This is a genomic window from Bradyrhizobium sp. F1.13.3, from assembly GCF_040548265.1.
Lineage (GTDB): Bacteria > Pseudomonadota > Alphaproteobacteria > Rhizobiales > Xanthobacteraceae > Bradyrhizobium.
Map to the genome: position 1 here is coordinate 291,453 of NZ_JBEPRI010000001.1, position 24,372 is coordinate 315,824.

The 24,372-nt window shown below is 63.9% G+C and carries 21 protein-coding genes and 1 pseudogene; 11 read left to right on the forward strand and 11 right to left on the reverse strand.

The genetic code is table 11. From position 1 onward, the window contains the following. Positions 1–5: 5 nt before the first annotated feature. From ABIB66_RS01385 to ABIB66_RS01425, 9 genes are all read right to left on the reverse strand, one after another. Positions 6–1,106 (reverse strand): ABC transporter ATP-binding protein, encoded by a 1,101-nt coding sequence (locus tag ABIB66_RS01385; protein WP_275170489.1) that lies wholly within the window; start codon positions 1,104–1,106, stop codon positions 6–8. After that, on the reverse strand, positions 1,106–2,095 hold the full coding sequence (locus ABIB66_RS01390) for an ABC transporter ATP-binding protein (protein WP_275170490.1): 990 nt from the start codon (positions 2,093–2,095) through the stop codon (positions 1,106–1,108). The genes ABIB66_RS01385 and ABIB66_RS01390 overlap by 1 nt, the downstream gene beginning before the upstream one ends. After that, entirely contained in the window at positions 2,092–2,802 is a 711-nt protein-coding gene (locus ABIB66_RS01395; RefSeq protein ID WP_275170491.1) for a DUF1028 domain-containing protein, read from the reverse strand. Before ABIB66_RS01395 ends, ABIB66_RS01390 begins: the two co-directional genes overlap by 4 nt. A gap of 9 nt (positions 2,803–2,811) precedes the next feature. Beyond that, complete coding sequence (locus ABIB66_RS01400; protein WP_354207127.1) at positions 2,812–4,617, reverse strand: gamma-glutamyltransferase family protein; 1,806 nt, start codon at positions 4,615–4,617, stop codon at positions 2,812–2,814. Between the two features lie 81 nt (positions 4,618–4,698). Next, positions 4,699–5,688 carry an ABC transporter ATP-binding protein gene (locus tag ABIB66_RS01405; protein WP_354207125.1) on the reverse strand — a complete coding sequence of 330 codons (990 nt, stop codon included), beginning with the start codon at positions 5,686–5,688 and terminating at the stop codon, positions 4,699–4,701. Beyond that, the gene (locus ABIB66_RS01410) at positions 5,685–6,671 is read right to left on the reverse strand and encodes an ABC transporter ATP-binding protein (RefSeq protein WP_275170494.1); all 987 of its coding nucleotides are present in this window, start codon (positions 6,669–6,671) and stop codon (positions 5,685–5,687) included. Before ABIB66_RS01410 ends, ABIB66_RS01405 begins: the two co-directional genes overlap by 4 nt. 43 nt (positions 6,672–6,714) lie before the next feature. After that, positions 6,715–7,686: an ABC transporter permease gene (locus tag ABIB66_RS01415; RefSeq protein ID WP_354207123.1), complete on the reverse strand. Its 972-nt coding sequence runs from the start codon at positions 7,684–7,686 to the stop codon at positions 6,715–6,717. 10 nt (positions 7,687–7,696) lie between these two features. Continuing rightward, complete coding sequence (locus tag ABIB66_RS01420) at positions 7,697–8,677, reverse strand: ABC transporter permease (protein ID WP_007607877.1); 981 nt, start codon at positions 8,675–8,677, stop codon at positions 7,697–7,699. Positions 8,678–8,781: 104 nt separating this feature from the next. Further along, positions 8,782–10,377, reverse strand: a complete 1,596-nt coding sequence (locus tag ABIB66_RS01425; protein WP_275170496.1) for an ABC transporter substrate-binding protein — start codon at positions 10,375–10,377, stop codon at positions 8,782–8,784. Positions 10,378–10,679: 302 nt separating this feature from the next. Between ABIB66_RS01425 and ABIB66_RS01430 the strand changes: the two genes are divergently transcribed. The 6 genes and pseudogenes from ABIB66_RS01430 to ABIB66_RS01455 all read left to right on the forward strand — a co-directional run bounded on the left by ABIB66_RS01430 (position 10,680) and on the right by ABIB66_RS01455 (position 18,408). After that, positions 10,680–10,937 carry a DUF6489 family protein gene (locus ABIB66_RS01430; protein WP_354207120.1) on the forward strand — a complete coding sequence of 86 codons (258 nt, stop codon included), beginning with the start codon at positions 10,680–10,682 and terminating at the stop codon, positions 10,935–10,937. Next, positions 10,937–11,738, forward strand: a pseudogene (locus ABIB66_RS01435) (esterase/lipase family protein). The gene ABIB66_RS01430 and the pseudogene ABIB66_RS01435 overlap by 1 nt, the downstream one beginning before the upstream one ends. Positions 11,739–11,784: 46 nt before the next feature. Next, positions 11,785–13,335 carry a WS/DGAT/MGAT family O-acyltransferase gene (locus tag ABIB66_RS01440; RefSeq protein ID WP_354254044.1) on the forward strand — a complete coding sequence of 517 codons (1,551 nt, stop codon included), beginning with the start codon at positions 11,785–11,787 and terminating at the stop codon, positions 13,333–13,335. A gap of 10 nt (positions 13,336–13,345) precedes the next feature. Further along, positions 13,346–14,341 carry an alpha/beta fold hydrolase gene (locus ABIB66_RS01445; RefSeq protein WP_354207115.1) on the forward strand — a complete coding sequence of 332 codons (996 nt, stop codon included), beginning with the start codon at positions 13,346–13,348 and terminating at the stop codon, positions 14,339–14,341. A 130-nt stretch (positions 14,342–14,471) separates the two neighbouring features. After that, entirely contained in the window at positions 14,472–17,702 is a 3,231-nt protein-coding gene (locus ABIB66_RS01450) for a bifunctional cytochrome P450/NADPH--P450 reductase (RefSeq protein ID WP_354254046.1), read from the forward strand. A 31-nt stretch (positions 17,703–17,733) separates the two neighbouring features. Further along, on the forward strand, positions 17,734–18,408 hold the full coding sequence (locus ABIB66_RS01455; protein WP_354207111.1) for a spermidine synthase: 675 nt from the start codon (positions 17,734–17,736) through the stop codon (positions 18,406–18,408). Between the two features lie 29 nt (positions 18,409–18,437). Here the strand turns inward: ABIB66_RS01455 and ABIB66_RS01460 are convergent, their stop codons facing one another. Then, complete coding sequence (locus tag ABIB66_RS01460; RefSeq protein ID WP_354207109.1) at positions 18,438–18,902, reverse strand: nuclear transport factor 2 family protein; 465 nt, start codon at positions 18,900–18,902, stop codon at positions 18,438–18,440. Between the two features lie 129 nt (positions 18,903–19,031). Then, the gene (locus ABIB66_RS01465) at positions 19,032–19,946 is read right to left on the reverse strand and encodes an alpha/beta fold hydrolase (RefSeq protein ID WP_354207107.1); all 915 of its coding nucleotides are present in this window, start codon (positions 19,944–19,946) and stop codon (positions 19,032–19,034) included. Between the two features lie 171 nt (positions 19,947–20,117). On the opposite strand from ABIB66_RS01465, the gene ABIB66_RS01470 reads away from it, so the two are divergent. From ABIB66_RS01470 to ABIB66_RS01490, 5 genes are all read left to right on the forward strand, one after another. After that, positions 20,118–20,501, forward strand: coding sequence for a hypothetical protein (locus ABIB66_RS01470; protein WP_275170503.1), 384 nt, complete (start codon positions 20,118–20,120; stop codon positions 20,499–20,501). Further along, the gene (locus tag ABIB66_RS01475; protein ID WP_354207105.1) at positions 20,498–21,580 is read left to right on the forward strand and encodes a PHA/PHB synthase family protein; all 1,083 of its coding nucleotides are present in this window, start codon (positions 20,498–20,500) and stop codon (positions 21,578–21,580) included. The genes ABIB66_RS01470 and ABIB66_RS01475 overlap by 4 nt, the downstream gene beginning before the upstream one ends. After that, positions 21,577–22,170, forward strand: coding sequence for a GNAT family N-acetyltransferase (locus ABIB66_RS01480; RefSeq protein WP_007593821.1), 594 nt, complete (start codon positions 21,577–21,579; stop codon positions 22,168–22,170). The genes ABIB66_RS01475 and ABIB66_RS01480 overlap by 4 nt, the downstream gene beginning before the upstream one ends. Positions 22,171–22,373: 203 nt before the next feature. Then, a complete protein-coding gene (locus ABIB66_RS01485; RefSeq protein ID WP_354207103.1) occupies positions 22,374–22,829 on the forward strand; it encodes a phasin in 456 nt (151 codons plus the stop codon). Positions 22,830–22,997: 168 nt separating this feature from the next. Further along, a complete protein-coding gene (locus ABIB66_RS01490; protein ID WP_354207101.1) occupies positions 22,998–24,284 on the forward strand; it encodes a DUF445 domain-containing protein in 1,287 nt (428 codons plus the stop codon). Positions 24,285–24,372 lie beyond the last annotated feature (88 nt).

The window sequence follows — 24,372 nt, forward strand, 5'->3', positions numbered from 1 at the left end:
TACGGCTATGCCGGGTTCGTTCCCAATGAACTAACCCCGCTGCCGCGGACTGCTTCCGGGCCGCCGCTGAAGGCGGCGACCAATTTTTCGAGAACCGGGGAGAAGCCGCCGTCCGTCGGGACGATTGCCTCGGACGACGGCAGTTCCGACGTTCGGTGGCATGCCGTTGCATGTCCGATGCCATCCCGCACGAGCTGAGGCATTTCGCTGCGGCAACGGTCGACGACGTAGGGGCAGCGGGTGTGGAAGCGGCATCCCGGCGGCGGATTGAGCGCGCTGGGAATCTCTCCCTGCAGCACAATCCGGCTGCGCTTTGCCCGCGGTTTAGGCACGGGGATCGCCGACAACAGCGCCCGGCTATAGGGATGGCGGGGCGCGGCGAACAGTGCGTCCGCGGCCGCCGTTTCGACGATCTGGCCGAGATTCATCACCGCCACGTGGTCGGCGATGTGCTTGACCACCGCGAGGTCGTGCGAGACGAAAATGTAGGCCAGCCCAAGCCGGTGCTGGAGCTCGCGCAGCAGATTGAGGATCTGCGAGCGGATCGAGACGTCGAGCGCCGAGACCGGCTCATCGCAGATGATCAGTTTCGGCTCGACCGCGAGGGCGCGGGCGATGGCGATGCGCTGACGCTGGCCGCCGGAGAACTCGTGCGGGTAACGCCGCGCCAGCCGCGGCTCCAGCCCGACCAGCCGCAGAATCTCCTCGACGCGTTCGCGCCGTCGGGCGGGCGGCACCAGATTGTGCAGCGCCAGCGGCTCGGTCAGGATCTGGCCGACGGTCATGCGCGGATTGAGCGAGGCGTAGGGATCCTGAAAGATGATCTGGGCCTCGCGGCGAAAGGCGCGCAGCGCGCCGGCGTCGAAGGCGAGCAGATCGCGGCCTTCGAAACGGATCGTGCCTGCATCCGGCTCGATCAGCCGCAGCACGAGGCGGCTGACGGTGGATTTGCCGCAACCGGATTCGCCGACCAGCGCCAGCGTCTTGCCGGCATCGAGCGAGAAGGAAACGCCATCGACGGCTTTGACATGCGCCAGCGCCCGGCCGAACAGCGAACGCTCGGCGACGAAATGCTTGACCAGGCCATCGACCTCGAGGAGCGCCATCACGACACCAGACGTTCGAGCGGCGCGCGGATGCAGCGCGAGAGGTGGCCGGGACTGACTTCGACCAGCGGCGGCGGCGCCTTGGTGCAGGCGTCCAGCACGAAAGGGCAGCGTGCGGCGAAGCGGCATCCCGCGGGCGGCTGCGCCATGTTCGGGACCATGCCCTCGATCGTGGCAAGCTGTTCGGCGCGATGGTCGAGCCGCGGGATCGAGCCGAGCAGGCCGACGGTGTAGGGATGCTGCGGCGCCGAGAACAGCTCGTCCACCGCCGCGCGCTCGACGATCTCGCCAGCATACATCACCGCGACCTCGTCGCAGACTTCGGCGACGACACCGAGATCGTGGGTGATCAGGATGATGGCCGCGCCGCTCGCCGCCTTCAACTCGCGCATCAGCTCCAGGATCTGGGCCTGAAGGGTGACATCGAGCGCGGTGGTCGGCTCGTCCGCGATCAGCAGCCGCGGGTCGCAGGCGAGCGCCATCGCGATCATGACGCGCTGGCGCATGCCGCCGGAGAGCTTGTGCGGATATTCGTCGATCCGCCGCTCGGGCGAGGGGATGTGGACGCGACGCAGCAGATCGATCGTCCGCTCGCGCGCACTCCTGCGCGAGCCGCCGCGGTGGCGCAGAATCGTCTCGACGATCTGATCGCCGATGGTGAAGCTCGGATTGAGCGAGGTCATCGGCTCCTGAAAGATCATCGCGAGCCGGTTGCCGCGGAGGTCGCGCAGCGTCTGGTCCGACGTCTTGAGCAGGTCGAAACCGTCGAAGCGGATCGCGCCGGAGATTTCCGCGCTCTGTTTCGGCAGCAGGCCCATGATCGCCAGCGACGTCACGCTCTTGCCGCAGCCGGATTCGCCGACGAGGCCGAGCGTCGCGCCATTGGCGACGCTGAGATCGACGCCGTCGACCGCGTGGGTGATGCGGCCGTCGTCGCCGTGAAAACGAATACGCAGTTCGCTGATCTCGATGAGGGGGCTCGGGTTCATGATCGTTTTGCGCGCGCTGCGGCAATGCTGGCGTCGATGACGCTGCGATCGGTGTTGCCGGCCGGGTTCTGCCGCGTCGGCATGGAGGCGCGGAAGTGGACCCAGAGCTCCTGGCTGACGCGTTCGAGCCGCTCGAGCTCGCCGAGCGGATCGGGATGATCGTCGGCGCGGATGTCCAGCGCCGGCCATTCCTCCTCGCCGTGGATCAGGAGCGCGGCGGACTGCTTGCCGCGCTTGTCGCCGCCGGCGGCTTCGCCCCCGCGCATCGCGACGAGCAGGCGGCGTGGGAAGGGCAGGCTGTCATTGGCGATATAGGTTTTTGTGGTCTCGTCGAGCACATCGGCGCCCGCGAGCATGTTGCCCGCGATCGAGAAGCCGCTGCCCGCAATGTGCCCGCACCAATCGACGCAGTCGCGCCCGGTATGCGCGGCAATCGCGCCGCTGGCGTCCATGATGTGGATCTGGCGGCTCTCGCGGCCATCGTCGGTCGCGAGCAGGGCGGCAAGCACGTCGTGGGCGTTGAGACCCTCACGCAGCAGCTTGAGGCCGTCGATGCCGTAATAGGGGTTGACGAAGGCCTGCGTCGCAATAGCACCAAGGCCCGCCGCAATGTAGGGGACACGCGCGCCGACGGCGAAGAAGCGCGTGGCAACAGCGATGCCGAACTGGCCGGTAGCGGAATCGCGCGCGATGATCGACCAGGTCATGTGTTGCCTTTAGCGCCCTGCGGCGTAGCCCTGCATGCCGCGCGGATTGGCGGCGGCGCGGCGGCGCGGTCCGACGCGCGAGGCCGCGGTGAGGCGGCCTTCCGACCAGTCCGGTCCGACCTCGACGATATGTCCGCGTTCGCGAAGATTGTCGATCGTCGCTTTCGGCACACGGTTCTCGACCACGAGCACGCCGGGGCGCGCGGTTCGAGGCCAGAACGAGATCGGGAAATGCTCGGAGTGCCAGGCCGGGGCGTCAATCGCCTCCTGGAGATTGAGGTTGCAATGGACGTGCCGCAGGAAAAACTGCGTGATCCATTGATCCTGCTGGTCGCCGCCGGGCGAGCCCCAGGCGAGATAAGGCTCGCCGTCGCGCAATGCCATGGTTGGGGACAGCGTGGTGCGCGGCCGCTTGCCCGGCGCGAGCGAGCTCGGTTGATTCTCCTCCAAATCGAACATTTGTGCGCGGCTGCCGAGGCAGAAACCCAGCTCGGGAATGACAGGTGAGGATTGCAGCCAGCCTCCCGACGGCGTCGACGACACCATGTTGCCAGCCTTGTCGATGATGTCGAAATGCACGGTGTCGCCGCGCACCTCGCCGAAGCGCCCCACGGTTGGTTCGCCGGCGCCGAGCGCGCCGACGGCCTCGCGTTGGCCTTCGGCGCGGCGCAACTTGACGACGCCGCCGAAGCCCTCGACCGCACCAGGCCGGAGATCGAGCGAAGCCTTGTCGGTGACGAGCTTGCGGCGCTCGTTGTTGTAGGCATCCGACAGCAGCGTTCCGATCGGGATCTCGCTGAACTCAGGGTCGCCGTAGAATTTTTCGCGGTCGGCGAAGGCGAGCTTGGCGCATTCGATCTGGAGATGGATGAATTCCGGCCCGGTCGGGTCGAGCCCATCGAGCGCAAAACCCTTCAGCAGCGCGAGCTGCTGCAGCGTCACCGGTCCCTGGCTCCAGACCCCTGCCTTGCAGACAGTGTAGCGGCCATAATCGTAGGTGAGCGGGGCCTCGACCGTCGGCTGCCAGCGCGCCATGTCATCGGCCGACAGCACACCGCGATGCGGCGAACCGCTGACGTCCATCACCTCCTGCGTCCGGCAGAATTTGTCGATGGCTTCCGCAACGAAGCCCTGCGACCAGGCCTTGCGTGCGCGCTCGATCTCGGCGTCGCGACCGCCGCCGCCGCTTTCGGCCTCGCCCAGGATTCGTGCGTAGGTCGCTGCAAGTGTCTTGTTGGTGAAGAGCGTGCCGGGTTTTGGCACTTCGCCGTTCGGGAGATAGACGGCGGCTGACGTCGGCCAGTGCTTGCGGAATAATTGCTCGACGGTTTGGATCGTGGCGCAGGCGCGCTCGACCAGCGGATAGCCGTCGCGCGCATAGGAGATCGCGGGCTCCAGCACGTCGCGCACGCGCATCGTGCCGTAGTCACGCAGCAGCATCATCCAGGACTCGAAGGTGCCGGGGACGCAGGCCGCGAGCAGGCCGGTGCCAGGCACCATGTCGAGGCCTTCGTTCTTGTAATGCGCGATGGTGGCGCGGGCCGGGGCGGGACCTTGGCCGCAGATCACCTCGGTGCGGCCGCGCTTCACGTCGTGCACGATGATCGGAACGTCGCCGCCGGGGCCGTTCAGATGCGGCTCGACCACCTGGAGCGTGAAAGCGGTGGCGACGCCGGCGTCAAAAGCGTTGCCGCCCTTTTCCAGGATAGCCATGCCGATAGCGGTCGCGATCCAGTGCGTGGTCGCGACGACCCCGAAGGTGCCCTCGATCTCGGGGCGTGTCGTGAAGGGATCGGGATTGACGATGCTGGCCATGGACTACCTCATTTGCGGCGCGCGCAATTGATCACAGGGCCAGGCCGCCGCCAAATGCGCAGGCTGCATGGCACGCGCGCGTCACGCCGGTACCGGCGCGGTGTTGACTGCGTGGCAGGCGACGCCGTCGATCAATTCAGGTGCTTCCTTGCGGCAGAGATCGAATGCCAGCGGGCAGCGCGGATTGAAGGCGCACCCGGGCGGCGGATTGATCGGGTTCGGGATCTCGCCCTTGACCGGAATGCGCTGGCGGCCGCTCATGGCAAGATCGGGCACGGCGCCGAGCAGCATCTTGGTGTAGGGCATGCGCGGCCGGGCAAACAGCTCGCGTCCTTCCGCGATCTCGACGATGCGGCCGAGATACATCACGCCGACGCGGCTCGCCATGTGGCGGACCACGGCAAGGTTGTGGCTGATGAACATGTAGGTCAGGCCGAACTTGTCCTGGAGGTCGCGCATCAGGTTCAGGATCTGCGCCTGCACGGAGACGTCGAGCGCGGAGGTTGGCTCGTCGCAAACGATGAACTCTGCGTCGGAGGCGAGCGCGCGCGCGATCGCGATGCGCTGACGCTGGCCGCCCGAGAATTCGTGCGGAAATTTCAACCTGTCGTCGGGATGCAGGCCGACCAGGGTGAGAAGCTCTCCGACGCGCGCCTGGATGTCGCGCTCGCCCTCGATCAGGTCGAAAGCACGGATCGGCTCGGAGATGATGGCGTCGACCCGGAAGCGTGGGTTCAGGCTCGCATAGGGATCCTGAAAGATCATCTGGATGCGGCGGCGGAGCTTTCGGCGTGCCGGTGCCTGCCGTGGGTCGGTCATCGAGACGCCGTCGATCAGCACGTCGCCGGAGCTCGGCGGCAGCAGGCCGACGACCATCCGCGCCACCGTGGTCTTGCCCGAGCCGGACTCGCCGACCAGCGCGAAGGTCTCGCCCTTCCTGATGTCGAAGGTGACGCCGTCGACAGCTTTGAGGTATTCGAGATGGCCGCCCTCGAGAACGCGGTTGAGCCAGGGTTTCGAGACGTCGAAGACGCGCCGCAGATTTGTGGCCTGGACGAAGGAAGCGCTCATGCCGCGCTCTCCGCCGGCACGCTGTCATAGAGGTGGCAGGCGACGGATTGCGTGCCGCGCGGCAGCGGCTCCGGTCTCTCCACGCGGCACCGATCGAATGCGAACGCGCAGCGCGGATTGAACGAACAGCCACGCGGGATCGCCGACAGGCGCGGCATGGAGCCGGGGATCTGCACCAGACGCTTGTCGTCGCCGGCAAGGGTCGGGATGGCGCCCATCAAGCCCTTGGCATAGGGGTGCAGCGGGTTCCTGACGACGTCCTGCACTGGACCGATCTCGGCGACGCGGCCGGCATACATCACCGCGACACGATCGGACGCCTCCGCGATGACGCCCATGTCGTGCGTCACCAGCATCACGGCGGTGCCGTGGTCGCGTCCGAGTCGCTTGATGAGCGAGATGATCTGCGCCTGTACGGAGACGTCGAGCGCGGTGGTCGGCTCGTCCGCGATGATCAGCTCGGGTTCGGCGCAAATCGCGAGCGCAATGACCACGCGCTGGCGCATGCCACCGGAGAATTCGTGCGGATAGCCGTCGATGCGCTTTTCGGGCGCGGGAATGCCGACCTCGGCGAGCAGATCGATGGCGCGGCGCCGGGCGGCGGTCTCGGACAGGTTCAGATGGGTTCTGATCGTCTCGATGAGCTGGTCGCCGACGCGATAGAGCGGATTGAGCGAGGTGAGCGGATCCTGGAAGATCATGCCGATCCGTTTTCCCCGGATACGACGCATCTCCTCCGGCGGTAAATTGTCGATGCGAAGGCCCGCAAGACGAATCTCGCCGCCGGCGATGCGGCCGGGCGGATCGATCAGGCCGATCACGGCCAGACCCGTGACCGACTTGCCGGCGCCGGATTCGCCGACCACGCCGAGGACCTCGCCCTTGGCGATGTCGAAGGAGACGCCGTCGATTGCGCGCAGCGTGCCGCGACGGGAGGCGAATTCGACCTGAAGATTACGCACGGAGAGAATGGGGTCGGTCATGAGCGAGACGCTCTCGTCGAAATTTTGGTCATCGAAGTTCTGCTCATCGGAGCTTCGGGTTGAGCGCGTCGCGCAGCCAGTCGCCGAGCAGGTTGATCGACAGGATCAAACTGGCGAGCGCGATACCAGGGAAGGCCACGATCCACCATTCGCCCGCGAACAGGTAGTTGTTGCCGATGCGGATCAACGTGCCGAGCGAGGGCATTGTGTCGGGCAGGCCGACGCCGAGGAAGGACAGCGTCGCCTCGGTGATGATGGCGAGCGCGAGGTTGATCGTGGCGATGACCAGGATCGGGCCCATCGTGTTTGGCAGCACATGGCGGAACATGATCTTTGGGGCGGGAAGGCCGATCAGTTGCGCGGCAGCCACGTAATCCTTGTTCTTCTCGACCATCACGGAGCCGCGTACCGTCCGCGCATACCCCACCCAGAAACTCAGGCCGATCGAGATCACCAGCACGACCAGCATGCTGGTTGCATCCAGCCGGTTGCCGAGGATGGATTTCGCGATGCCGTTGACCAGCAGCGCGATCAGGATGGCGGGGAAAGTGAGTTGCACGTCGGCGATCCGCATGATCACGCCGTCCACCGCGCCGCCGAAATAGCCGGCGATCAGGCCAAGCGCGATGCCGAGCGCGCCGGCGAAGATCACGCCGGCCACACCGACCGCGAGCGAGATCCGCAACCCGTAGAGAATGGCGGAGAACACGTCGCGGCCCTGCTCGTCGGTGCCGAGCAGGAACGGGCTCTGCCCCTCGGCGGTCCAGAGCGGTGAAATCCGGGAATTCATCAGTTGGAGCTGAGCCGGATCGAACGGGTCCTGGACCGCGAGCGCGGAGGCAAAGATCGCGAGCAGGAAGAACAGCACGGTAATGGCTGCCGCCACCATGGTCAGCTTGGATCGGCGAAACGAATACAAGATGTCGCTGTCGAGTGCGCGGCTGAACCAGCTACGGGCGGCATGCGTCGGCAGCGTGCTCGGCTTGTCGGGATTGGAGGCGACCACTTCGGACATGCAGGCTGCCTTATGTGGCGCGGCCGACGGTCGCGCGCAGGCGCGGATCGACGACGGTGTAGAGAATGTCCACCACCAGATTGATGGTGACGAAAATCAGCGAGACCATCAGCAGGTAGGCGGCCATAATCGGGATATCGACGTTTTGCACGGCCTGCACGAACAGAAGTCCCATGCCGGGCCATTGGAACACAGTTTCGGTGATGATCGAAAATGCAATAACCGAGCCAAACTGCAGGCCCGCCACCGTGATCACGGGAATCAGCGTGTTCTTCAGCGCGTGCCCGAAGTGGATGGCACGGGTCGTCAGCCCGCGGGCGCGGGCAAAGCGGATATAATCGGTCCGAAGCACTTCCAGCATCTCCGCGCGCACCAGCCGCATGATCAGCGTCATCTGGAACAGCCCGAGCGTGATCGAGGGCATGATCAGCGCCTTCAGGCCCGACAATGTGAGCAGGCCCGTGGTCCACCAGCCGAGCTTGACGACCTCGCCGCGGCCGAACGACGGCAACCAGCCCAACGTCACCGCGAACAGATAGATCAGAAGGATGCCGATCAGGAAAGTCGGCAGCGAGATGCCGATCAGCGAAACCGCCTGGAATAATTTGGCGAGCAGGGTGTCGCGCCTGAGCGCCGAATAGACGCCCATCAGGATGCCCGACACCATTGCAAAGACGGTCGCGCAGATCGCGAGTTCCAGCGTCGCAGGCATACGCTCCATCAACAGCGTCGAGACCGGCTGCCGGAACTGATAGGAGACGCCGAACTTGAATTGCGCTGCATCGGCGAAATAGCGCACGAACTGCACCGGCACGGGATCATCGAGGCCCAGCGACTTGCGCACGGCTGCGCGTTCGGCCGCCGGCGTATCGAGCGAGACGATCTGATTGATGGGGTCGCCGGCGAAGCGGAACATCGAGAACGCGATGATGCCGACGGCGAACATGACGCCGATGGCCTGAACGGCCCGGCGAAGAGTGAAAGCGAGCATGCCTTCCACTTTCCTTGAGTGTGCGTCCGGCCGACGTCTTTGTCAGCCGGAAAAGGAAAGGTCCCGGAAGCCTGACGCTGCCGGGACCTCGTATTCGACTGACGCTATTCCTTCTTGGTCGCCCAGTGGAACATGACCAGATTGTCGGCGCGCTGCGGCAGGTTGACCTTTTTCGATACGCCCCAGGCCAGCGCCTGCTGGTGCAGCGGAATATAGGCCCAGTCCTTGATGCTGATCTCATACGCCTGCTTGATCAGCTGATTGCGTTTGGCGGTGTCGGTTTCGACCAGCACCTTGTCGGTGATGGCGTCGAATTCCTTGTTGCAATAGCCGCCAAGATTGGCTTCGCCCCGCGAGGATTTCGCGTCGTCACGGCACCCCATGATGTCGTTCAGCACATTGTGGGAGTCCATCGTGCTCGGCGTCCAGCCCAGCATAAAGAAAGAGGTCTGGTAGCCACCCTGCTTCAGAACCTTGGCGAAGTACTGCGCCTTGGGTTGTGCCAGGAGGTTGATCTTGACGCCGATGCGCGCAAGCATGCCGACCACAGCCTGGCAAATCGCGGCGTCATTGACGTAGCGGTCGTTCGGGCAATCCATGGTGACCTCGAAGCCGTCGGGGTAGCCGGCCTCGGTCAGGAGCTTCTTGGCGCCGTCAGGATCGAATTTGGGACGCGTGAACTCCTTGGACAGTGCGAACAGCTCCGGCGCGATCATCAGTGCCGACGGTGTCGACAGTCCCCGCATCACGCGCGTCTTGATCAGCTCGATATCGATCGCCTTGTAGAACGCCTCCCGCACCTTGACGTCCTTGAACGGGTTCTTGCCCTTGATGTTGGAATAGAGCAACTCGTCGCGAACCGTGTCGAATCCGATGAAGATGGTGCGAAGCTCCGGCGCCTTCAGCACCTGGGCATTCGGGCTCGCATCGACGCGGGAAATGTCCTGGATCGGCACCGGCTCGATGACATCGACCTCGCCCGAAAGCAGCGCAGCGACTCGGGTTGCGTCGGAGGCGATCGGGGTGAAGATGATCTCCTTCAGGTTGCCTTCCATCTTGCCCCAATAATTGGGGTTGGCCTTGAACACGGTCTTCACGCCGGGCTGATGGCTCTCGATGATGAAGGGACCGGTACCGTTCTCGTGCAGTGAGGCGTAGCTCGGCGAGGTCGCGGACACCGGGGTCGGTTCGACCGCCTTGTTCTCCTCAGCCCACTTCTTGTCCATGATGTACCAGACGTCCCATGCCGAATGCAGGATGGGATTGGGCGAAGGCAGCACGAAATCGACCGTGTAGTCGTCGACCTTGACGACCTTGACGTTGGGCGCCAAGCGGGTCTGCATGTTCGAGTTTTTGTTTCGAACGCGATCGGCGGAGAACAGCACGTCGTCGGCGGTGAAGGGGTCGCCGTTGTGGAATTTTACGCCCTTGCGCAAATGGAAGCGCCAGCGGGTCGGTTCCGGAGTTTCCCAGCTCTCCGCCAGCGCCGGAATGATCTTGAGGTCCTTGTCGCGGGCGGTGAGGCCCTGATAGACGTGACCGAGATGGGCGTGGGTGGTGGACTCGTTCAGGGAGTAGGGATCAAGCGACTTCAGGTCGCCCTGGTTGGCATAGCGCAGCGTCTGGCTCGACGCCGGCGACATCGTCAACGCAAGCATACCGGCGAGCGTCGCCGCAAACAGAGTTCGACCGACTGACATTCTTGACCCTCTCAACTCTGCCGCGCCGTGATTTTTGATTGTTCGGCGGGCGTCCCAATCCATGTTGCCCAGACTTCTCGACCCGTGCAAGCGCCATTCCAGCAAGGAACGCGCCAAGTTGCACCGCTGTGCAGCAATGGTGACCGGCATTGAGGGATGGATGGGCGCGGGCAGGCAATTTTGATTGACCATATCGGCCGATCGAGGAAGCCGGAGGCTGCCGCCGGCCTCAGGTCGCTTGCGTTGCACACCGTCTCGCGGCGATACTGCGGCAGGCCGCTCGAATCTCATCTGGAGGGGACATGAAAGTTAATATCGAAATCGACTGCACCCCCCTCGAAGCCCGTCAGTTCATCGGATTGCCCGATCTGGCACCGATGCAGACAGCGGTGATGGACAAGCTGCAGCAGCAGGTCTTGAGCAACATCGACAAGGTCTCGCCGGAATCGCTGATCCAGAGCTGGTTCACCTTCGATCCAAAGCTTGCCGAGCGGTTTCAGGACATGTTCGTCACCATGGCCGGGCTCGGCGGCACCCGCAGCGGCGACAAGAAGAGATAATGCCGCCCGGTCCGGACGGGCCGCAGACCCCAGGCCGACTTCGTCCGCCGGGCCTTGCTTTGCTGCTTGCCGAATCCCGTGGGTTGCTCGAACTCAACGCCAGCCTGCTGCTGTCGCCGGTCCTGATGCGGGCGCCCAAAGGCGATGGCCATCCGGTGCTGGCGCTGCCTGGCTTCCTCGCCAGCGACCTCTCGATGGCGCCGATGCGGCGCTATCTCAGCGAGCAGCGGCTATGAGGCACATGCCTGGCGGATGGGCCGTAATTTCGGCGGGTTCGGACGGATGCGGGATTCGTTGCGCGCCCGTCTCGCCGAAATCCATGCTGCGAGCGGACGCAAAGTCAGCCTGGTCGGATGGAGTCTCGGCGGCGTCTATGCGCGCGATCTCGCGCTCCAGGCACCCGACATGGTCCGCACCGTCATCACGCTCGGCAGCCCTTTTGCAAATGACGTGCGGGCGACCAATGCGACGCGGCTCTACGAGATGATGTCCGGCGAGCGTGTCGAGGATTTTGCCGAGCTGCGCGCGGCGATCGCCGGCGATCTTCCGGTGCCGGCGACGTCGATCTATTCGCGCGCGGACGGCATCGTGAACTGGCGGACCTGCCTGCTGCGTCCCTCCGACCGTGCCGAGAACATCGAGGTGCACCTGGCGAGCCATATCGGGCTTGGGGTGAATCCCGCAGCGCTGTGGGCCGTGGCAGACCGCCTTGCGCAACCGGAGGGGGAGTTCTGGCCATTTGACCGGGCAGGGCCGTTTGCCATTGCATATGCCCCGCCGGAACAGGCAGTATCGGCCTGACGAGAAGCGCCGCCTAAGGCGCCCGTCAAATACTCGGGAGGGAACTATGGCTGACGGTAAAAAGCTGTCGTCGCTGGACGCGTCGTTTCTCTATCTGGAAACGCCGGAAATGCCGATGCATGTCGGGAGCATGGCGATCTTTCGCCTGCCGGACGACTACAAGGGCGACTTCTTCGAAGATTTCAAGGCGATGATCGTCTCGCGCCTGCACATCGCGCCGATCCTCAAGGCGCGGCTGGAGAAGGCGCCGCTCGACATCGATCATCCCTCCTGGGTCGAGGACGATCAGTTCGACATCGACCGTCACATCTTTCGCGCCAGCCTGCCGCAGCCGCGCGACCGCGCCACGCTCGAACGCATCGTAGGCTGGATGCACGCCAAGCTCTTGAACCGAGCCCGCCCGCTCTGGGAGTTCTACGTGTTCGAAGGCATGAAGGACAACGAGATCGGACTCTATTCGAAGATGCATCACGCCGCCATCGATGGCGGCGCCGGTGCGGCGCTGACCAACATGATCTACGATATCTCGCCGATCCCGCGGAAGGTCGATCCGCCGACCGCGGGAGCGAAGCCCGGGCAGGAGCCGCGCGACATCGCAGCGAACCTGGTCGATTCCTACCAGCAGCTCTTCACCCAGCCGCTCGATGCATCGGCGGCCGCGAAGAACCTGCAACTGCCGCGCACCGGCAAGAGCGACATCGGTTCGATCCTGTTCGACAATGCGATGTACCAGATCGAGAGTGCGGTACGCTTTGCCGGCAACATCCCCACCATGGTCAAGAGCGTCTCGGACGTGCTCGGCAAGATATCCGATCCCAAATCGCGCGAGAGCCTCGCCAGCATGGTGTCGCCGCCGACCATGCTCAACAAATCGATCTCGTCCGAGCGCAGCTTCGCCGGCGTCTCGATCTCGCTGTCGCGATCCAAGGCGCTGGCCAAGCAGGCCGGCGGCAAGCTCAACGACGTCGTGCTGGCGCTTGCCTCCGGCGTGGTCCGGCGCTACCTCCAACAACACGGAACGCTGCCGGCGAAGTCGTTGACCGCTGCCGTGCCGATCTCGCTGCGCGAGGAGGGCAACACCGAGGCCAACAACCAGGTGTTCGGCATGATCTGTTCGATCGCAACCAACATCGACGATCCCAAGGCACGCCTGGGAGCCATTATCGCGCAATCGACCAAGTCCAAGGAAATGTCGCATCCGCTGCGGGCACTGATGCCGCAGATATCCAATATCTCGATGCTGGGCACGCCGATTGTCGTGCAGATCATGGCGCTGCTCTACAGCCGCTCTGATTTGTCGAATGTGCTGCCGCCGGCTGCGAACATCACGGTGTCCAACGTGCCGGGGCCGCGGCAGACGCTCTACGCCGCGGGAGCGGAGCTGTTGCACATCTTCCCGGTGTCGATCTCGACGCACGGGCAGGCGCTCAACATCACCGTGCAGAGCTATCGCGACCAGCTCGATTTCGGCTTCATTGTGGGCGCCAACATCATTCCGCACGTACAGGTGATGTGCGACATGCTGCCGGAAGAATTCGCCGCGCTGGAGGCGGCCTATGCGCCGCCGTCGGCCGACATCAGGGGCGCCGCGGAGTAGGAATGTGTCGATGATTGAAATGCCGCCGCTCAAGTTCGCGCAGACGAACGGAATACGCATGGGCTACTACGAGGCCGGCCCGGCCGATGACAAGCCGCCGATCGTGCTGTGCCATGGCTGGCCTGAACTCGCATTTTCCTGGCGCCACCAGATCAAGGCGCTGAGCGAGGCCGGCATCCGCGTGATCGCGCCGGACCAGCGCGGCTATGGCGCGAGCGACCGGCCCGAGCCGGTCGAGGACTACGACATGGAGCATTTGACCGGCGATCTGGTCGGGCTACTCGATCATCTCGGGGTCGACAAGGCGATCTTCGTCGGCCACGACTGGGGCGGATTCGTCGTCTGGCAGATGCCGCTACGGCATCCTTCGCGCGTCGCCGGTGTGGTCGGCGTCAACACGCCGCATTGGGACCGCGCGCCGATCGATCCGATCGCGCTGTTCCGCCAACGCTTCGGCGATCAGATGTATATCGTCCAATTCCAGGATCCCGCGCGTGAGCCGGACAGGATCTTCGGCAGCCGCGTCGAGCAGACGTTCGACGCGTTCATGCGCAAGCCGCTGGCGCGGCCGGCGGCGAAACCGGAGGAGCCGCCGATCGCTGGTGTCGGCGCCTCGTCAAAGACCAATCTGGCGTTCCCGCAGATGATCGCGGCCTATGATGCAAAGCACGATCCGCGTGCACCGATCCTGTCGGCTGACGAGAAGAAGGTGTTCGTCGATACGTTCACGAAAACCGGCTTCACCGGCGGCATCAACTGGTATCGCAACTTCACCCGCAATTGGGAGCGCGCGAAAGGCTTGGACCATCACGTGCGCGTGCCGTCATTGATGATCATGGCCGAGAACGATGCCGTGCTGCCGCCGTCGGCGGCCGACGGCATGGAGACGCTGGTATCTGACCTGGAGAAATATCTGGTGAAGGACAGCGGCCATTGGACGCAGCAGGAGAAGCCGGAGGAGGTCAGCGCGAAGCTGATCGAATGGCGTAGAAGGCGGTTTGGCTAGCTGATCATTGCGAACTCGTCATTGCGAGGAGCGAAGCGACGAAGCAATCCAGGCTGCCTCCGCGGACATATTTCTGGATTGCTTCGCTTCGCTCGCAATGACGGCATTGAAGCAGGGGGACTACATTTCGATGTCATCCAAGAATCCGGATCCGATCCCGCAGCCGCCGACCAAGCCGGTGGTCGGCAACATGCTGTCGCTGGATTCGGCCGCACCGGTGCAGCATCTGACCCGGCTCGCCAAGGAGCTGGGACCGATCTTCTGGCTCGACATGATGGGTTCGCCGATCGTGGTCGTCTCAGGCCACGACCTCGTCGACGAGTTGTCGGACGAGAAGCGTTTCGACAAGACGGTGCGCGGCGCGCTGCGGCGGGTGCGCGCGGTCGGCGGCGACGGCCTGTTCACGGCGGATACCAGGGAGCCAAACTGGAGCAAGGCGCACAACATCCTGCTCCAGCCCTTCGGCAACCGCGCCATGCAGTCCTATCACCCGAGCATGGTCGACATCGCCGAGCAACTCGTCGGCAAATGGGAACGGCTCAACGCCGACGACGAGATCGACGTCGTCCACGACATGACGGCGCTGACGCTGGATACAATCGGACTGTGCGGCTTCGACTACCGCTTCAATTCGTTCTACCGGCGCGACTACCATCCTTTCGTCGAGTCGCTGGTGCGCTCGCTCGAAACCATCATGATGACGCGCGGCTTGCCGTTCGAGCAGCTCTGGATGCAGAAGCGGCGCAAGACCATGGCTGAAGACGTCGACTTCATGAACAAGATGGTCGACGAGATCATTGCGGAGCGCCGCAAGGGAGGCGACGCGACCGACGACAAGAAGGATATGCTTGCGGCGATGATGACGGGCGTCGATCGCTCGACCGGCGAGCAGCTCGACGACGTCAACATCCGCTATCAGATCAATACGTTCCTGATCGCCGGCCACGAGACCACCAGCGGCCTGTTGTCCTGCACGCTCTATGCGCTGCTCAAGCACCCCGACATTCTCAAGAAAGCCTATGACGAGGTGGATCGCGTCCTCGGTCCCAATGTCGACGTGCGTCCGACCTATCAACAGGTCACGCAGCTCACCTACATCACGCAGATCTTGAAGGAGGCGCTGCGGCTATGGCCGCCGGCGCCGGCCTATGGCATCTCGCCGCTGAACGATGAGACCATCGGCGGCGGCAAGTACAAACTCAGGAAGGGCACGTTCACCACCATCCTGGTGACCGCGCTGCATCGCGATCCCTCGGTCTGGGGTCCGAACCCGGACGCGTTCGATCCGGAGAATTTCAGCCGGGAGGCGGAAGCCAAACGGCCGATCAATGCCTGGAAGCCGTTCGGCAACGGCCAGCGCGCCTGCATCGGCCGCGGCTTCGCCATGCACGAGGCTGCGCTCGCACTCGGCATGATCCTCCAGCGCTTCAAGCTGATCGACCACCAGCGTTACCAGATGCATCTGAAGGAAACGCTGACGATGAAGCCGGAAGGCTTCAAGATCAAGGTCCGTCCGCGCGCCGATCGCGAGCGCGGTGCCTATGGCGGACCTGTAGCGGTGTCGTCGGCGCCGAAGGCGCCGCGCCAGCCCGCCGCGCGTCCCGGCCACAATACGCCAATGCTGGTGCTTTACGGTTCCAATCTCGGCACCGCCGAGGAGCTGGCGACGCGGATGGCCGATCTTGCCGAAATCAACGGCTTTGCCGTGCATCTGGGGCCGCTCGACGATTACGTCGGCAAGCTGCCGCGGGAGGGCGGCGTGCTGATCATCTGCGCCTCCTATAACGGCGCGCCGCCTGACAACGCGACGCAATTTGTCAAATGGCTCGGCGACGAGCTGCCGAAGGATACGTTCGCCAACGTGCGCTACGCTGTGTTCGGTTGCGGCAACAGCGACTGGGCCGCGACGTATCAATCGGTGCCGCGCTTCATCGATGAACTGTTATCGGCGCACGGTGCGCGCGCGGTCTATCCGCGCGGCGAGGGCGATGCGCGCAGCGATCTCGACGGCCAGTTTCAGAAATGGTTCCCGGCGGCCGCCCAGGTCGCGACCAAGGAATTCGGAATCGACTGGAATTTCACCCGTACCGCGGAGGACGATCCGCTTTACGCGATCGAGCCGGTCGCGGTAACCGCCGTCAACACCATCGTTGCCCAGGGCGGGGCGGTGGCAATGAAGGTGCTGGTCAATGACGAGCTTCAGAACAAGGCCGGTTCCAATCCGTCCGAGCGTTCGACACGCCACATCGAGGTGCAGCTGCCGTCCGATGTCACTTATCGCGTCGGTGATCATCTGAGCGTGGTTCCGCGCAACGATCCGACGCTGGTGGATTCGGTTGCCCGTCGCTTCGGCTTCCTGCCGGCCGACCAGATTAGGCTTCAGGTCGCCGAAGGCCGCCGCGCGCAATTGCCCGTGGGCGATGCCGTATCGGTCGGCCGCCTGCTCAGCGAGTTCGTCGAGCTCCAGCAAGTGGCGACGCGGAAGCAGATCCAGATCATGGCCGAGCACACCCGCTGCCCGGTGACCAAGCCGAAGCTGCTGGCCTTCCTTGGCGAGGAGCCTGAAACACTCGAGCGCTATCGCAGCGAGATTCTGGCCAGGCGGAAATCGGTGTTCGATCTGCTGCTCGAATATCCGGCCTGCGAATTGCCGTTCCACGTCTATCTGGAAATGCTCTCGCTGCTGGCGCCGCGTTATTATTCGATCTCGTCTTCGCCGTCGGTCGAGCCGGTTCGTTGCAGCGTGACGGTCAGCGTGGTTGAAGGACCGGCCGCCTCCGGCCGCGGCACCTACAAGGGTATCTGCTCGAACTATCTCGCCAATCGGCGCGCGGGGGACGTGATCCACGCAACCGTGCGTGAGACCAAGGCCGGCTTCCGGCTCCCGGACGATCCATCCGTGCCGATCGTCATGATCGGCCCGGGCACGGGAGTGGCGCCGTTCCGCGGCTTCCTCCAGGAGCGCGCCGCGCGCAAGGCGAAGGGCGCCGCGCTCGGTCCGGCCATGCTGTTTTTCGGCTGCCGGCATCCCGACCAGGATTTTCTCTACGTGGACGAGCTGAAGGCGCTGGCGGCGAGCGGCATCACCGAGCTGTTCACGGCATTCTCGCGCGCGGAGGGCCCGAAGACCTATGTGCAGCACGTCCTCACCGCGCACAAGGACAAGGTCTGGCCGCTGATCGAGCGGGGCGCGATCGTCTATGTCTGTGGCGACGGCAGCAAGATGGAGCCCGACGTGAAGGCGGCGCTGGTCGCGATCCATCGCGAGAAGAGCGGCAGCGATGCCGCCACGGCTGCCCGCTGGATCGAGGAGATGGGCGCGAAGAACCGGTATGTGCTGGACGTGTGGGCGGGAGGGTAGGCCGGCGGCCGGGACATGCTAAAGCTCTTGCATGATTCCCTGGGAAAAGATCGATACCGCCAAAATCCCCGGCTCCGATGAAGAGCTTCGCCTGATGCGGCGAGGCAAGGAGTTTTCCATCAAGCTCGGCACCAACGAGCTGATGAACAACCGCCTGTCGGGCTCGGAGGCTGCGCTCGCCACGCTCGCAGCGAAGCAGATCGAGGCGGTCGCAAAACCTGTCGTCCTCATCGGCGGCCTGGGCATGGGTTTTACGCTGCGTGCGGCGCTGACCGTGCTCGGAAGCAAGGCGAAGATCGTGGTCTGCGAGCTCGTGCCGGCGGTGGTCGCCTGGGCGCGGGGCCCGATGGCGCAGGTGTTCGGCGACAGCCTTGATGATGTCAGGGTGAGCATCCAGGAAACCGACGTCGGCGAAATCATCCGCACGCAGCGGTCGGCCTTCGACGCCATTCTCCTCGACGTCGACAACGGACCGGAAGGGCTGACCCGGAAGGGCAATGATGCGCTCTACAATGCGAGCGGATTGAAGGCTGCGAAGACGGCGCTGCGGCCGGGAGGCGTGCTCGCGGTCTGGTCCTCGGGACCCAACCCGGCCTTCACCAAGCGGCTCGGGAGTGCTGGCTTCGACGTCAACGAAGTCAACATTCGCGCCACCGGAAGAGGCGGTGGCGCGCGTCACGTGATCTGGATGGCCAGGAAGAGCTAGGCCGTCCGTGCAGCAGCCGGTTCAATCCGTCAGAACATCGTGTTGTTGTTCGCGGGAGTTTCGGGGATGGCCTGAACGACGTCCCAGTGTTCGACGACTTTGCCGTTCTCCAGCTTGAAGATGTCGAGGATCGCGTTGCCCCTGCTGCCGGGCTCGCGAACCGCGTGAACGTGCAGGATGACGTAGTCGCCATCCACGAAGCTGCGCTTGATCTCGCTGTGTGAGTTCGGGAATTTCTCGCGGAGGAAGCCGATGAACTTTCGGAAACCGTCCGGACCATCGGCCGCGTTTGGATTGTGCTGGACATAACGGTCGCCGACATAGGCGAGGGCTGCATCGGCATCCTTTTGGTTGAGCCCCTTTTCGTAGAAGGCAAGGACAGTTTTGCGGTTGGCTTCTTCTTGCGCGCTACCCGCCATCGCGGCGCCGCTGGCGAGGGACAGCGTGATGACTGAAGCAGCGACGGTCGCGGCTGACCGGACGATGTGATGCATGTGAACTCCGAGAGGCTGCAGCCTCTTCCTGCCCGTTGAAGGAAGACCTGTATAGCTTTCGCACCGGCTCGCGTTAAGAGAGTAACCGGCAGCTCACATGGTCACCGCGAGGAGACCTTGTGCGCCGGTCTAGGCCGCCTGCGCTGCCGCTCCATTTGCATGCTTGGCGATGGCGCCGATGATCTCCGGCCAGAAGCGCATCGGCAGCGCATGGCCCATGCCGTCGATCATCAGCAGCTTGGCGCCCGGAATTGACTCTGCCGTATCCCTGCCGCCCTCGGGACGGACCAGCGGATCGACGGTGCCATGGATGACGAGTGTCGGCGTCTTGACGCCATGCAGTCGCTCCTTGCGGCTGCCTGAGGCGAGCACCGCGCGGAGCTGCCGGCCGACGCCGGCCGGATTGAGCCCGCGCGCGAACACGCGCTCGGCCCGACCGGGATCGAGCGCCTCTTCCTCCGGAAAGGACCCGGCCCGCAACACGTTCCAGGTCTGGCCGTAGCGGACGATGAACTCCTCCTTGCTGCGCGGCGGCGGCGCCATCAATATCGCGGCGGCCTCACGTGTCGGCGGCGGTATGCGCGGATTGCCTGTCGTCGACATGATCGAGGTCAGCGAGCGCACGCGCTCGGGAAACGACAGCGTCACTTCCTGCGCGATCATGCCGCCCATGGACGCCCCGACCAGATGCGCCGACTTGATGCCGAGCGCATCCATCAGCCCGACAGTGTCTTTCGCCATGTCGATCAGCTTGTAGGTTGCGGCCACGGGAATCCTGAGGAAGCGGAGCTTCAACAGCTCGAGCGGCGTCAGACGCTTGCCGCCTGTGAGATGGCTCGACTTGCCGATGTCGCGATTGTCGAACCGGATGACGCGAAAGCCGTGCGCGGCGAGCTGCTCGCAGAACGCATCATCCCAGTGGATCATCTGGGCGCCCAACCCCATGATCAGCAGCAGCGGCTCGGCATTGTCGTTGCCGAAAATCTCATAACAGATGTCGATGCCGTTGGCGCGGACGGTTTGCGGCGGCTGATAGGCATTCACGGGTGCGTTCCCTCGGCTTTTGATTGATGCTGTATCGCACGGTTTCCCCTCGCAATGAAGCCGCGTTCGCGACACCGAACCCGCTGCTTGCCGGTTGACCGGCACCGCGCAACGGTGTGGTATGGCGAAAAAGGGAAGGGCATCGAAGCTCTCGATTTCAGGAGGACGCCGATGACCGACAAGAGCAACGACCCCATTGCCGTGTGGCAAAAGATGGTTGGCGAGATGGAAAAGGGGTTCAACTCCTTCGCCAACCAGGCCATGTCGTCGCCCGAGTTTTCGCAAGCCGTGAACCGGGCCGGCGGCGTTGCTGCAGGTGCTCAGAAGCAGCTCGGCGAGCTCATGGAGAAATATCTGGTCTCCATGAATCTGCCGAGTCGGGACCAGGTCACCGGCCTTGCGGAACGGTTACAATCCATCGAAGGACAGATCGGTGAGATCAAATCGATGCTGAGCCAGATGGCGGCAAGTTCCGGCATTTCTCAGGGCCCCGACACCGCATTGCGCCCGCCGCGCACCAAGCGGCCGCCATCTGAAGGCGGAGAGCAGGCATGAATGCACCCGCCGGATTAGATTTCGCAGGGATCCCGGAGCGCATCCAGTCCGAGGTGCAGCGCGCCATCCAGCGCAGCATCAAGGGCGTCGAATATTTCTCGACGTCCGGTCCCACGCTGGGCTCGACGCCTAAGGACGTGCTGCATTCGCGCGGCACGATGAGCCTCTACCATTATCGGCCGATGTCCGACGAGATCTATCGAATTCCGATCTTGATCGTGATGGCGACCACCAATCGCGGTTACATTCTCGACCTCGTGCCCGGCCAGAGCTTCATCGAGTTCCTCTTGAAGCGCGGCTACGACGTCTACATGCTCGACTGGAGCGCGCCACGGCCGGAGGAGAAGAGCCTCCGCATGGAGGACTATGTCCTCGACTTCATCCCGGACTGCATCCGCCGCGTGCAGCAGGATTCCGGCGAACAGGACGTCTCCGTCATCGGCTATTGCTTCGGCGGCGTGCTGTCGCTGCTCTACGGCTCGATCCACAGAGACGGGCCCATGAAGAATCTGATCTGCTTCACCACGCCGATCGACTTTCGCGAGATGAAGCTGTTCTCGAACTTCTCCGACCGTCGCTATTTCGACGTCGATCGCCTCGTCGACAGCGTCGGCAACGTGCCGCCCGAGATGATCCTGTCGTCGTTCGAGATGCTGCGCCCGGCCTCGCGCACCGTCAGCCAGATTCAGCTCTGGGAAAACATCTGGAACGACGAGTTCGTCAAATCCTACCGGATGTTCGACCGCTGGGCGACCGACACGCTGCCGCTGGCCGGCGAATATTTCCGCACCATCACCAAGGACCTGATGTGGGACAACAAGCTGTTCAACGACACCATGTCGGTCGGCGGCCGTGCTGCGAAGCTCGAGGACATCAAGGTGCCGTTCCTGCATGCGGTCGCCGAACACGACCACATCGTGCCGTATGAGGCGGCAAAGCACCTGATCGCCAAGATCGGATCGCAGGAAAAGGAGGAGGTGATGCTGAAGGGCGGTCACGTCTCGCTCGTCGCCGGCGCCAATGCGGTGAAGCGGCTATGGCCGAAACTGGATTCCTGGCTGGGGAAGAGATCGACATGAGTGAGCAGCGTTCCTATCCGCGTCACGTCAAGACGGACGCGGGCGATATCGAGATCCGCCTGATGTCGCCGGCGGACGAAGCCGCGGTGCTCGCCTTCGGCAAGGGCCTGCCGACCCACGACCTGTTATTCCTGCCGCGCAATATCAGTGAGCCGAAGGTGCTCTCCGCATGGGTCAAGGAGATCGAGCGCGGCGCGATCACGAGCCTGCTCGCGGTCAGGGGCGGCACGGTCGTCGGCTGCGGCACGCTGGTGCGCGATCCGCACTCCTGGTCGCCCCATGTCGGCGAGATCCGGATGGTGGTTTCGCTCGACGTGCGCGGAAAGGGGGTGGGACGGACGCTTTCACAGGAGACCTTCGCACTCGCGCTCGGCGCCGGCCTCGAGAAGCTCTCGGTCCAGATGACGGTCGATCAGCAGGCGGCGATCACGCTGTTCGAGAGCCTCGGCTTCAAGGCCGAGGCGCTGCTGCGCGACCACGTCCGGGACGTCGATGGCAAGACCCACGACATCGTCGTGCTCGGTCATAACATCGCGCAGGTCCAGGCCCAGATGGAGGCCTATGGGCTGCCGGGTGCCGTCCAGCACTGAGAACCGCCGGACGGGTGTCCGGGAACCCGGATGGTCAGGGAGGCGCCAGATTGCCTCTCATTAAGGCTATTCACGGTTTCGTGATATCGCACTGCAATATGAATATTGCATCGCACAATTAACTATGCCATATAAGCCGTGCCCCGGGCCAAAACCGGACGGGGTGAGCCATAGCTCAACTCAATGAGGATGGAGAGACCCCAATGACCACCGAAACCAATACCGCTTTCGAAGGCTTCAAGGACGCGTTCAAGAACATCCAGAACCTGGAAGTTCCCGAGGCCGCCCGCGAGTTCGTCAAGAAGTCCGCCAACACCGCCAAGGATCGTACTGCCGAGGTGTTCGCTGGCTCCGAGCGCGTGACCGCCGCCGTCGAAAACGCGGTGACCGAGTCGGTTACCGAAGCCGGCAAGATCAGCCGCAACATCCAGCAGGCGATCTACGAGGACGCCGAGGCGTTCTTCGCGGGCATCGACAAGCTCGCGTCCGCCAAGTCGTTCAGCGAAGCCGTCGAGATCCAGTCCGGCCTGCTCCGCGCCCGCGGCGAAGCGTTCGTCTCGCGCGCCAAGGCGACCACCGACTATTTCGGCAAGCTCGCCGCCAACAGTGCGAAGTCCGCTCAGGACAATTTCGCCAAGGTCTACAACAAGACCGCCTGATCTGCCTGAGACGAGAAACTGAATTTGAGGCCCGCTTCGGCGGGCCTTGTTTTTGCGCCGCGTCATCATCGGTCGTCATTCCGGGGCGCCCAAAGGGCGAACCCGGAATCTCGAGATTCCGGGTCCGGTCCTGCGGACCGTCCCGGAATGACGTAACCTTGGTGAATCATGACTCCACCCGCAACTTTCTCCTTCGACACCCCAGGCGACGCCGAACGTGCAGCCGAGCTTCGCCGCGTGAAAGCGCTGGCGACGCTGGTGCTGGGCTCGACGCTTGTTCTGTTCGTCGTCGCGAAATGGCTGCTGCCCGTGCATCCCGTGTTCGGATTCATCGCGGCCTTCGCGGAAGCCGCGACCATCGGCGGTCTCGCTGACTGGTATGCGGTGGTGGCGCTGTTCAAGCGTCCACTCGGCCTGCCGATCCCGCACACCGCGATCATCCAGAGCAACCAGGCCCGTATCGCCGACAAGCTCGGCGAATTCATCCAGGTGCATTTCCTCGAGGCTGCTCCCGTCGAGGCCAAGCTGAAGGAGATCGATTTCGGCTCCTTCGTCGCCGACTGGCTGCGCGATCGCAAGCGCAGCGATGACCTCGCGCGCTTTGCGCTGCGCCTGCTGCCGGAGGCTGTCTCCGCCACCGAGAGCTCCGGTCTGATGACCTTTATCGTCCGCCGCATGTCCTCGCAGCTCCAGGCCATCGACCTCGCGCCGCTCGCGGCCGGCACGTTGCGCGGTTTCGTCGCGGAAGGGCGGCACCAGATCCTGTTCGACGATCTCCTGCGCGTGATGCACGAGACGCTAAACCAGACCGAGACGATGGCGATGATCCGCGAGAAGGTGCGCGCGGAATTGCCGACCTTGCTCAGGCTCTATCGCGCCGACAAGTTCCTGGTGAACAAGATCGTGGCCTCCGCCACCGCTTTCTTCAATGAAGTGCGCAGCGATCCCAAACATCCTTTCCGCGGCGAGTTCGATCGCATGGTGCTGAGCTTCGTCGACCGGCTCGGCACCGACCAGGCCTATATTGACCGCATCGACGGCTTGAAGCGCGATCTGCTCGCGCGTCCCGAGCTTGCCGATCTCGCCCGCACCGTCTGGGCCAACACGCGGTCCTTCATCGAACGTAGTGCAAGCGGCGAGACGCAGGTGCTGCAGCATCATCTCGCCGGCATGTGTGTTGCGGCGGGCGAAGCGCTTGCCGGCGATGCCGAGCTGCGCGGCGAGATCAACAAGGGTCTGGTCGCGGTGCTGCGCAGTTTCGTCGCGGATCAGAAGAGCGGCGTTTCGACCTTCATCTCCGACCAGGTCAAATCGTGGGATATGGCGCAGCTGATTTCGCTGATCGAAATCAACATTGGCCGCGACCTGCAGTACATCCGCTTCAACGGCTCGCTGATCGGCGGGCTCGCGGGTCTTGCGCTTTACTCCGTAGAATTCCTGCTTCGATTGTTGTGACTTTTGCGTCACGGACGCCAGCATTAACGCGCCGGCCTATTGTGGCCTCGGGTTTCACCCGCTTGAATGTCGGGAACCCGCTGCCTAG

Coding starts and splice junctions, on each gene's coding strand:
- ABIB66_RS01415 (WP_354207123.1), bottom strand. CDS start 7,686: ATGTCCGAAGTGGTCGCCTCCAATCCCGACAAGCCGAGCACGCTGCCG.
- ABIB66_RS01470 (WP_275170503.1), top strand. CDS start 20,118: ATGACCGACAAGAGCAACGACCCCATTGCCGTGTGGCAAAAGATGGTT.
- ABIB66_RS01475 (WP_354207105.1), top strand. CDS start 20,498: ATGAATGCACCCGCCGGATTAGATTTCGCAGGGATCCCGGAGCGCATC.
- ABIB66_RS01445 (WP_354207115.1), top strand. CDS start 13,346: ATGATTGAAATGCCGCCGCTCAAGTTCGCGCAGACGAACGGAATACGC.
- ABIB66_RS01490 (WP_354207101.1), top strand. CDS start 22,998: ATGACTCCACCCGCAACTTTCTCCTTCGACACCCCAGGCGACGCCGAA.
- ABIB66_RS01460 (WP_354207109.1), bottom strand. CDS start 18,902: ATGCATCACATCGTCCGGTCAGCCGCGACCGTCGCTGCTTCAGTCATC.
- ABIB66_RS01390 (WP_275170490.1), bottom strand. CDS start 2,095: ATGAACCCGAGCCCCCTCATCGAGATCAGCGAACTGCGTATTCGTTTT.
- ABIB66_RS01425 (WP_275170496.1), bottom strand. CDS start 10,377: ATGTCAGTCGGTCGAACTCTGTTTGCGGCGACGCTCGCCGGTATGCTT.
- ABIB66_RS01400 (WP_354207127.1), bottom strand. CDS start 4,617: ATGGCCAGCATCGTCAATCCCGATCCCTTCACGACACGCCCCGAGATC.
- ABIB66_RS01430 (WP_354207120.1), top strand. CDS start 10,680: ATGAAAGTTAATATCGAAATCGACTGCACCCCCCTCGAAGCCCGTCAG.
- ABIB66_RS01455 (WP_354207111.1), top strand. CDS start 17,734: ATGATTCCCTGGGAAAAGATCGATACCGCCAAAATCCCCGGCTCCGAT.
- ABIB66_RS01440 (WP_354254044.1), top strand. CDS start 11,785: ATGGCTGACGGTAAAAAGCTGTCGTCGCTGGACGCGTCGTTTCTCTAT.
- ABIB66_RS01420 (WP_007607877.1), bottom strand. CDS start 8,677: ATGCTCGCTTTCACTCTTCGCCGGGCCGTTCAGGCCATCGGCGTCATG.
- ABIB66_RS01385 (WP_275170489.1), bottom strand. CDS start 1,106: ATGGCGCTCCTCGAGGTCGATGGCCTGGTCAAGCATTTCGTCGCCGAG.
- ABIB66_RS01480 (WP_007593821.1), top strand. CDS start 21,577: ATGAGTGAGCAGCGTTCCTATCCGCGTCACGTCAAGACGGACGCGGGC.
- ABIB66_RS01485 (WP_354207103.1), top strand. CDS start 22,374: ATGACCACCGAAACCAATACCGCTTTCGAAGGCTTCAAGGACGCGTTC.
- ABIB66_RS01410 (WP_275170494.1), bottom strand. CDS start 6,671: ATGACCGACCCCATTCTCTCCGTGCGTAATCTTCAGGTCGAATTCGCC.
- ABIB66_RS01405 (WP_354207125.1), bottom strand. CDS start 5,688: ATGAGCGCTTCCTTCGTCCAGGCCACAAATCTGCGGCGCGTCTTCGAC.
- ABIB66_RS01450 (WP_354254046.1), top strand. CDS start 14,472: ATGTCATCCAAGAATCCGGATCCGATCCCGCAGCCGCCGACCAAGCCG.
- ABIB66_RS01395 (WP_275170491.1), bottom strand. CDS start 2,802: ATGACCTGGTCGATCATCGCGCGCGATTCCGCTACCGGCCAGTTCGGC.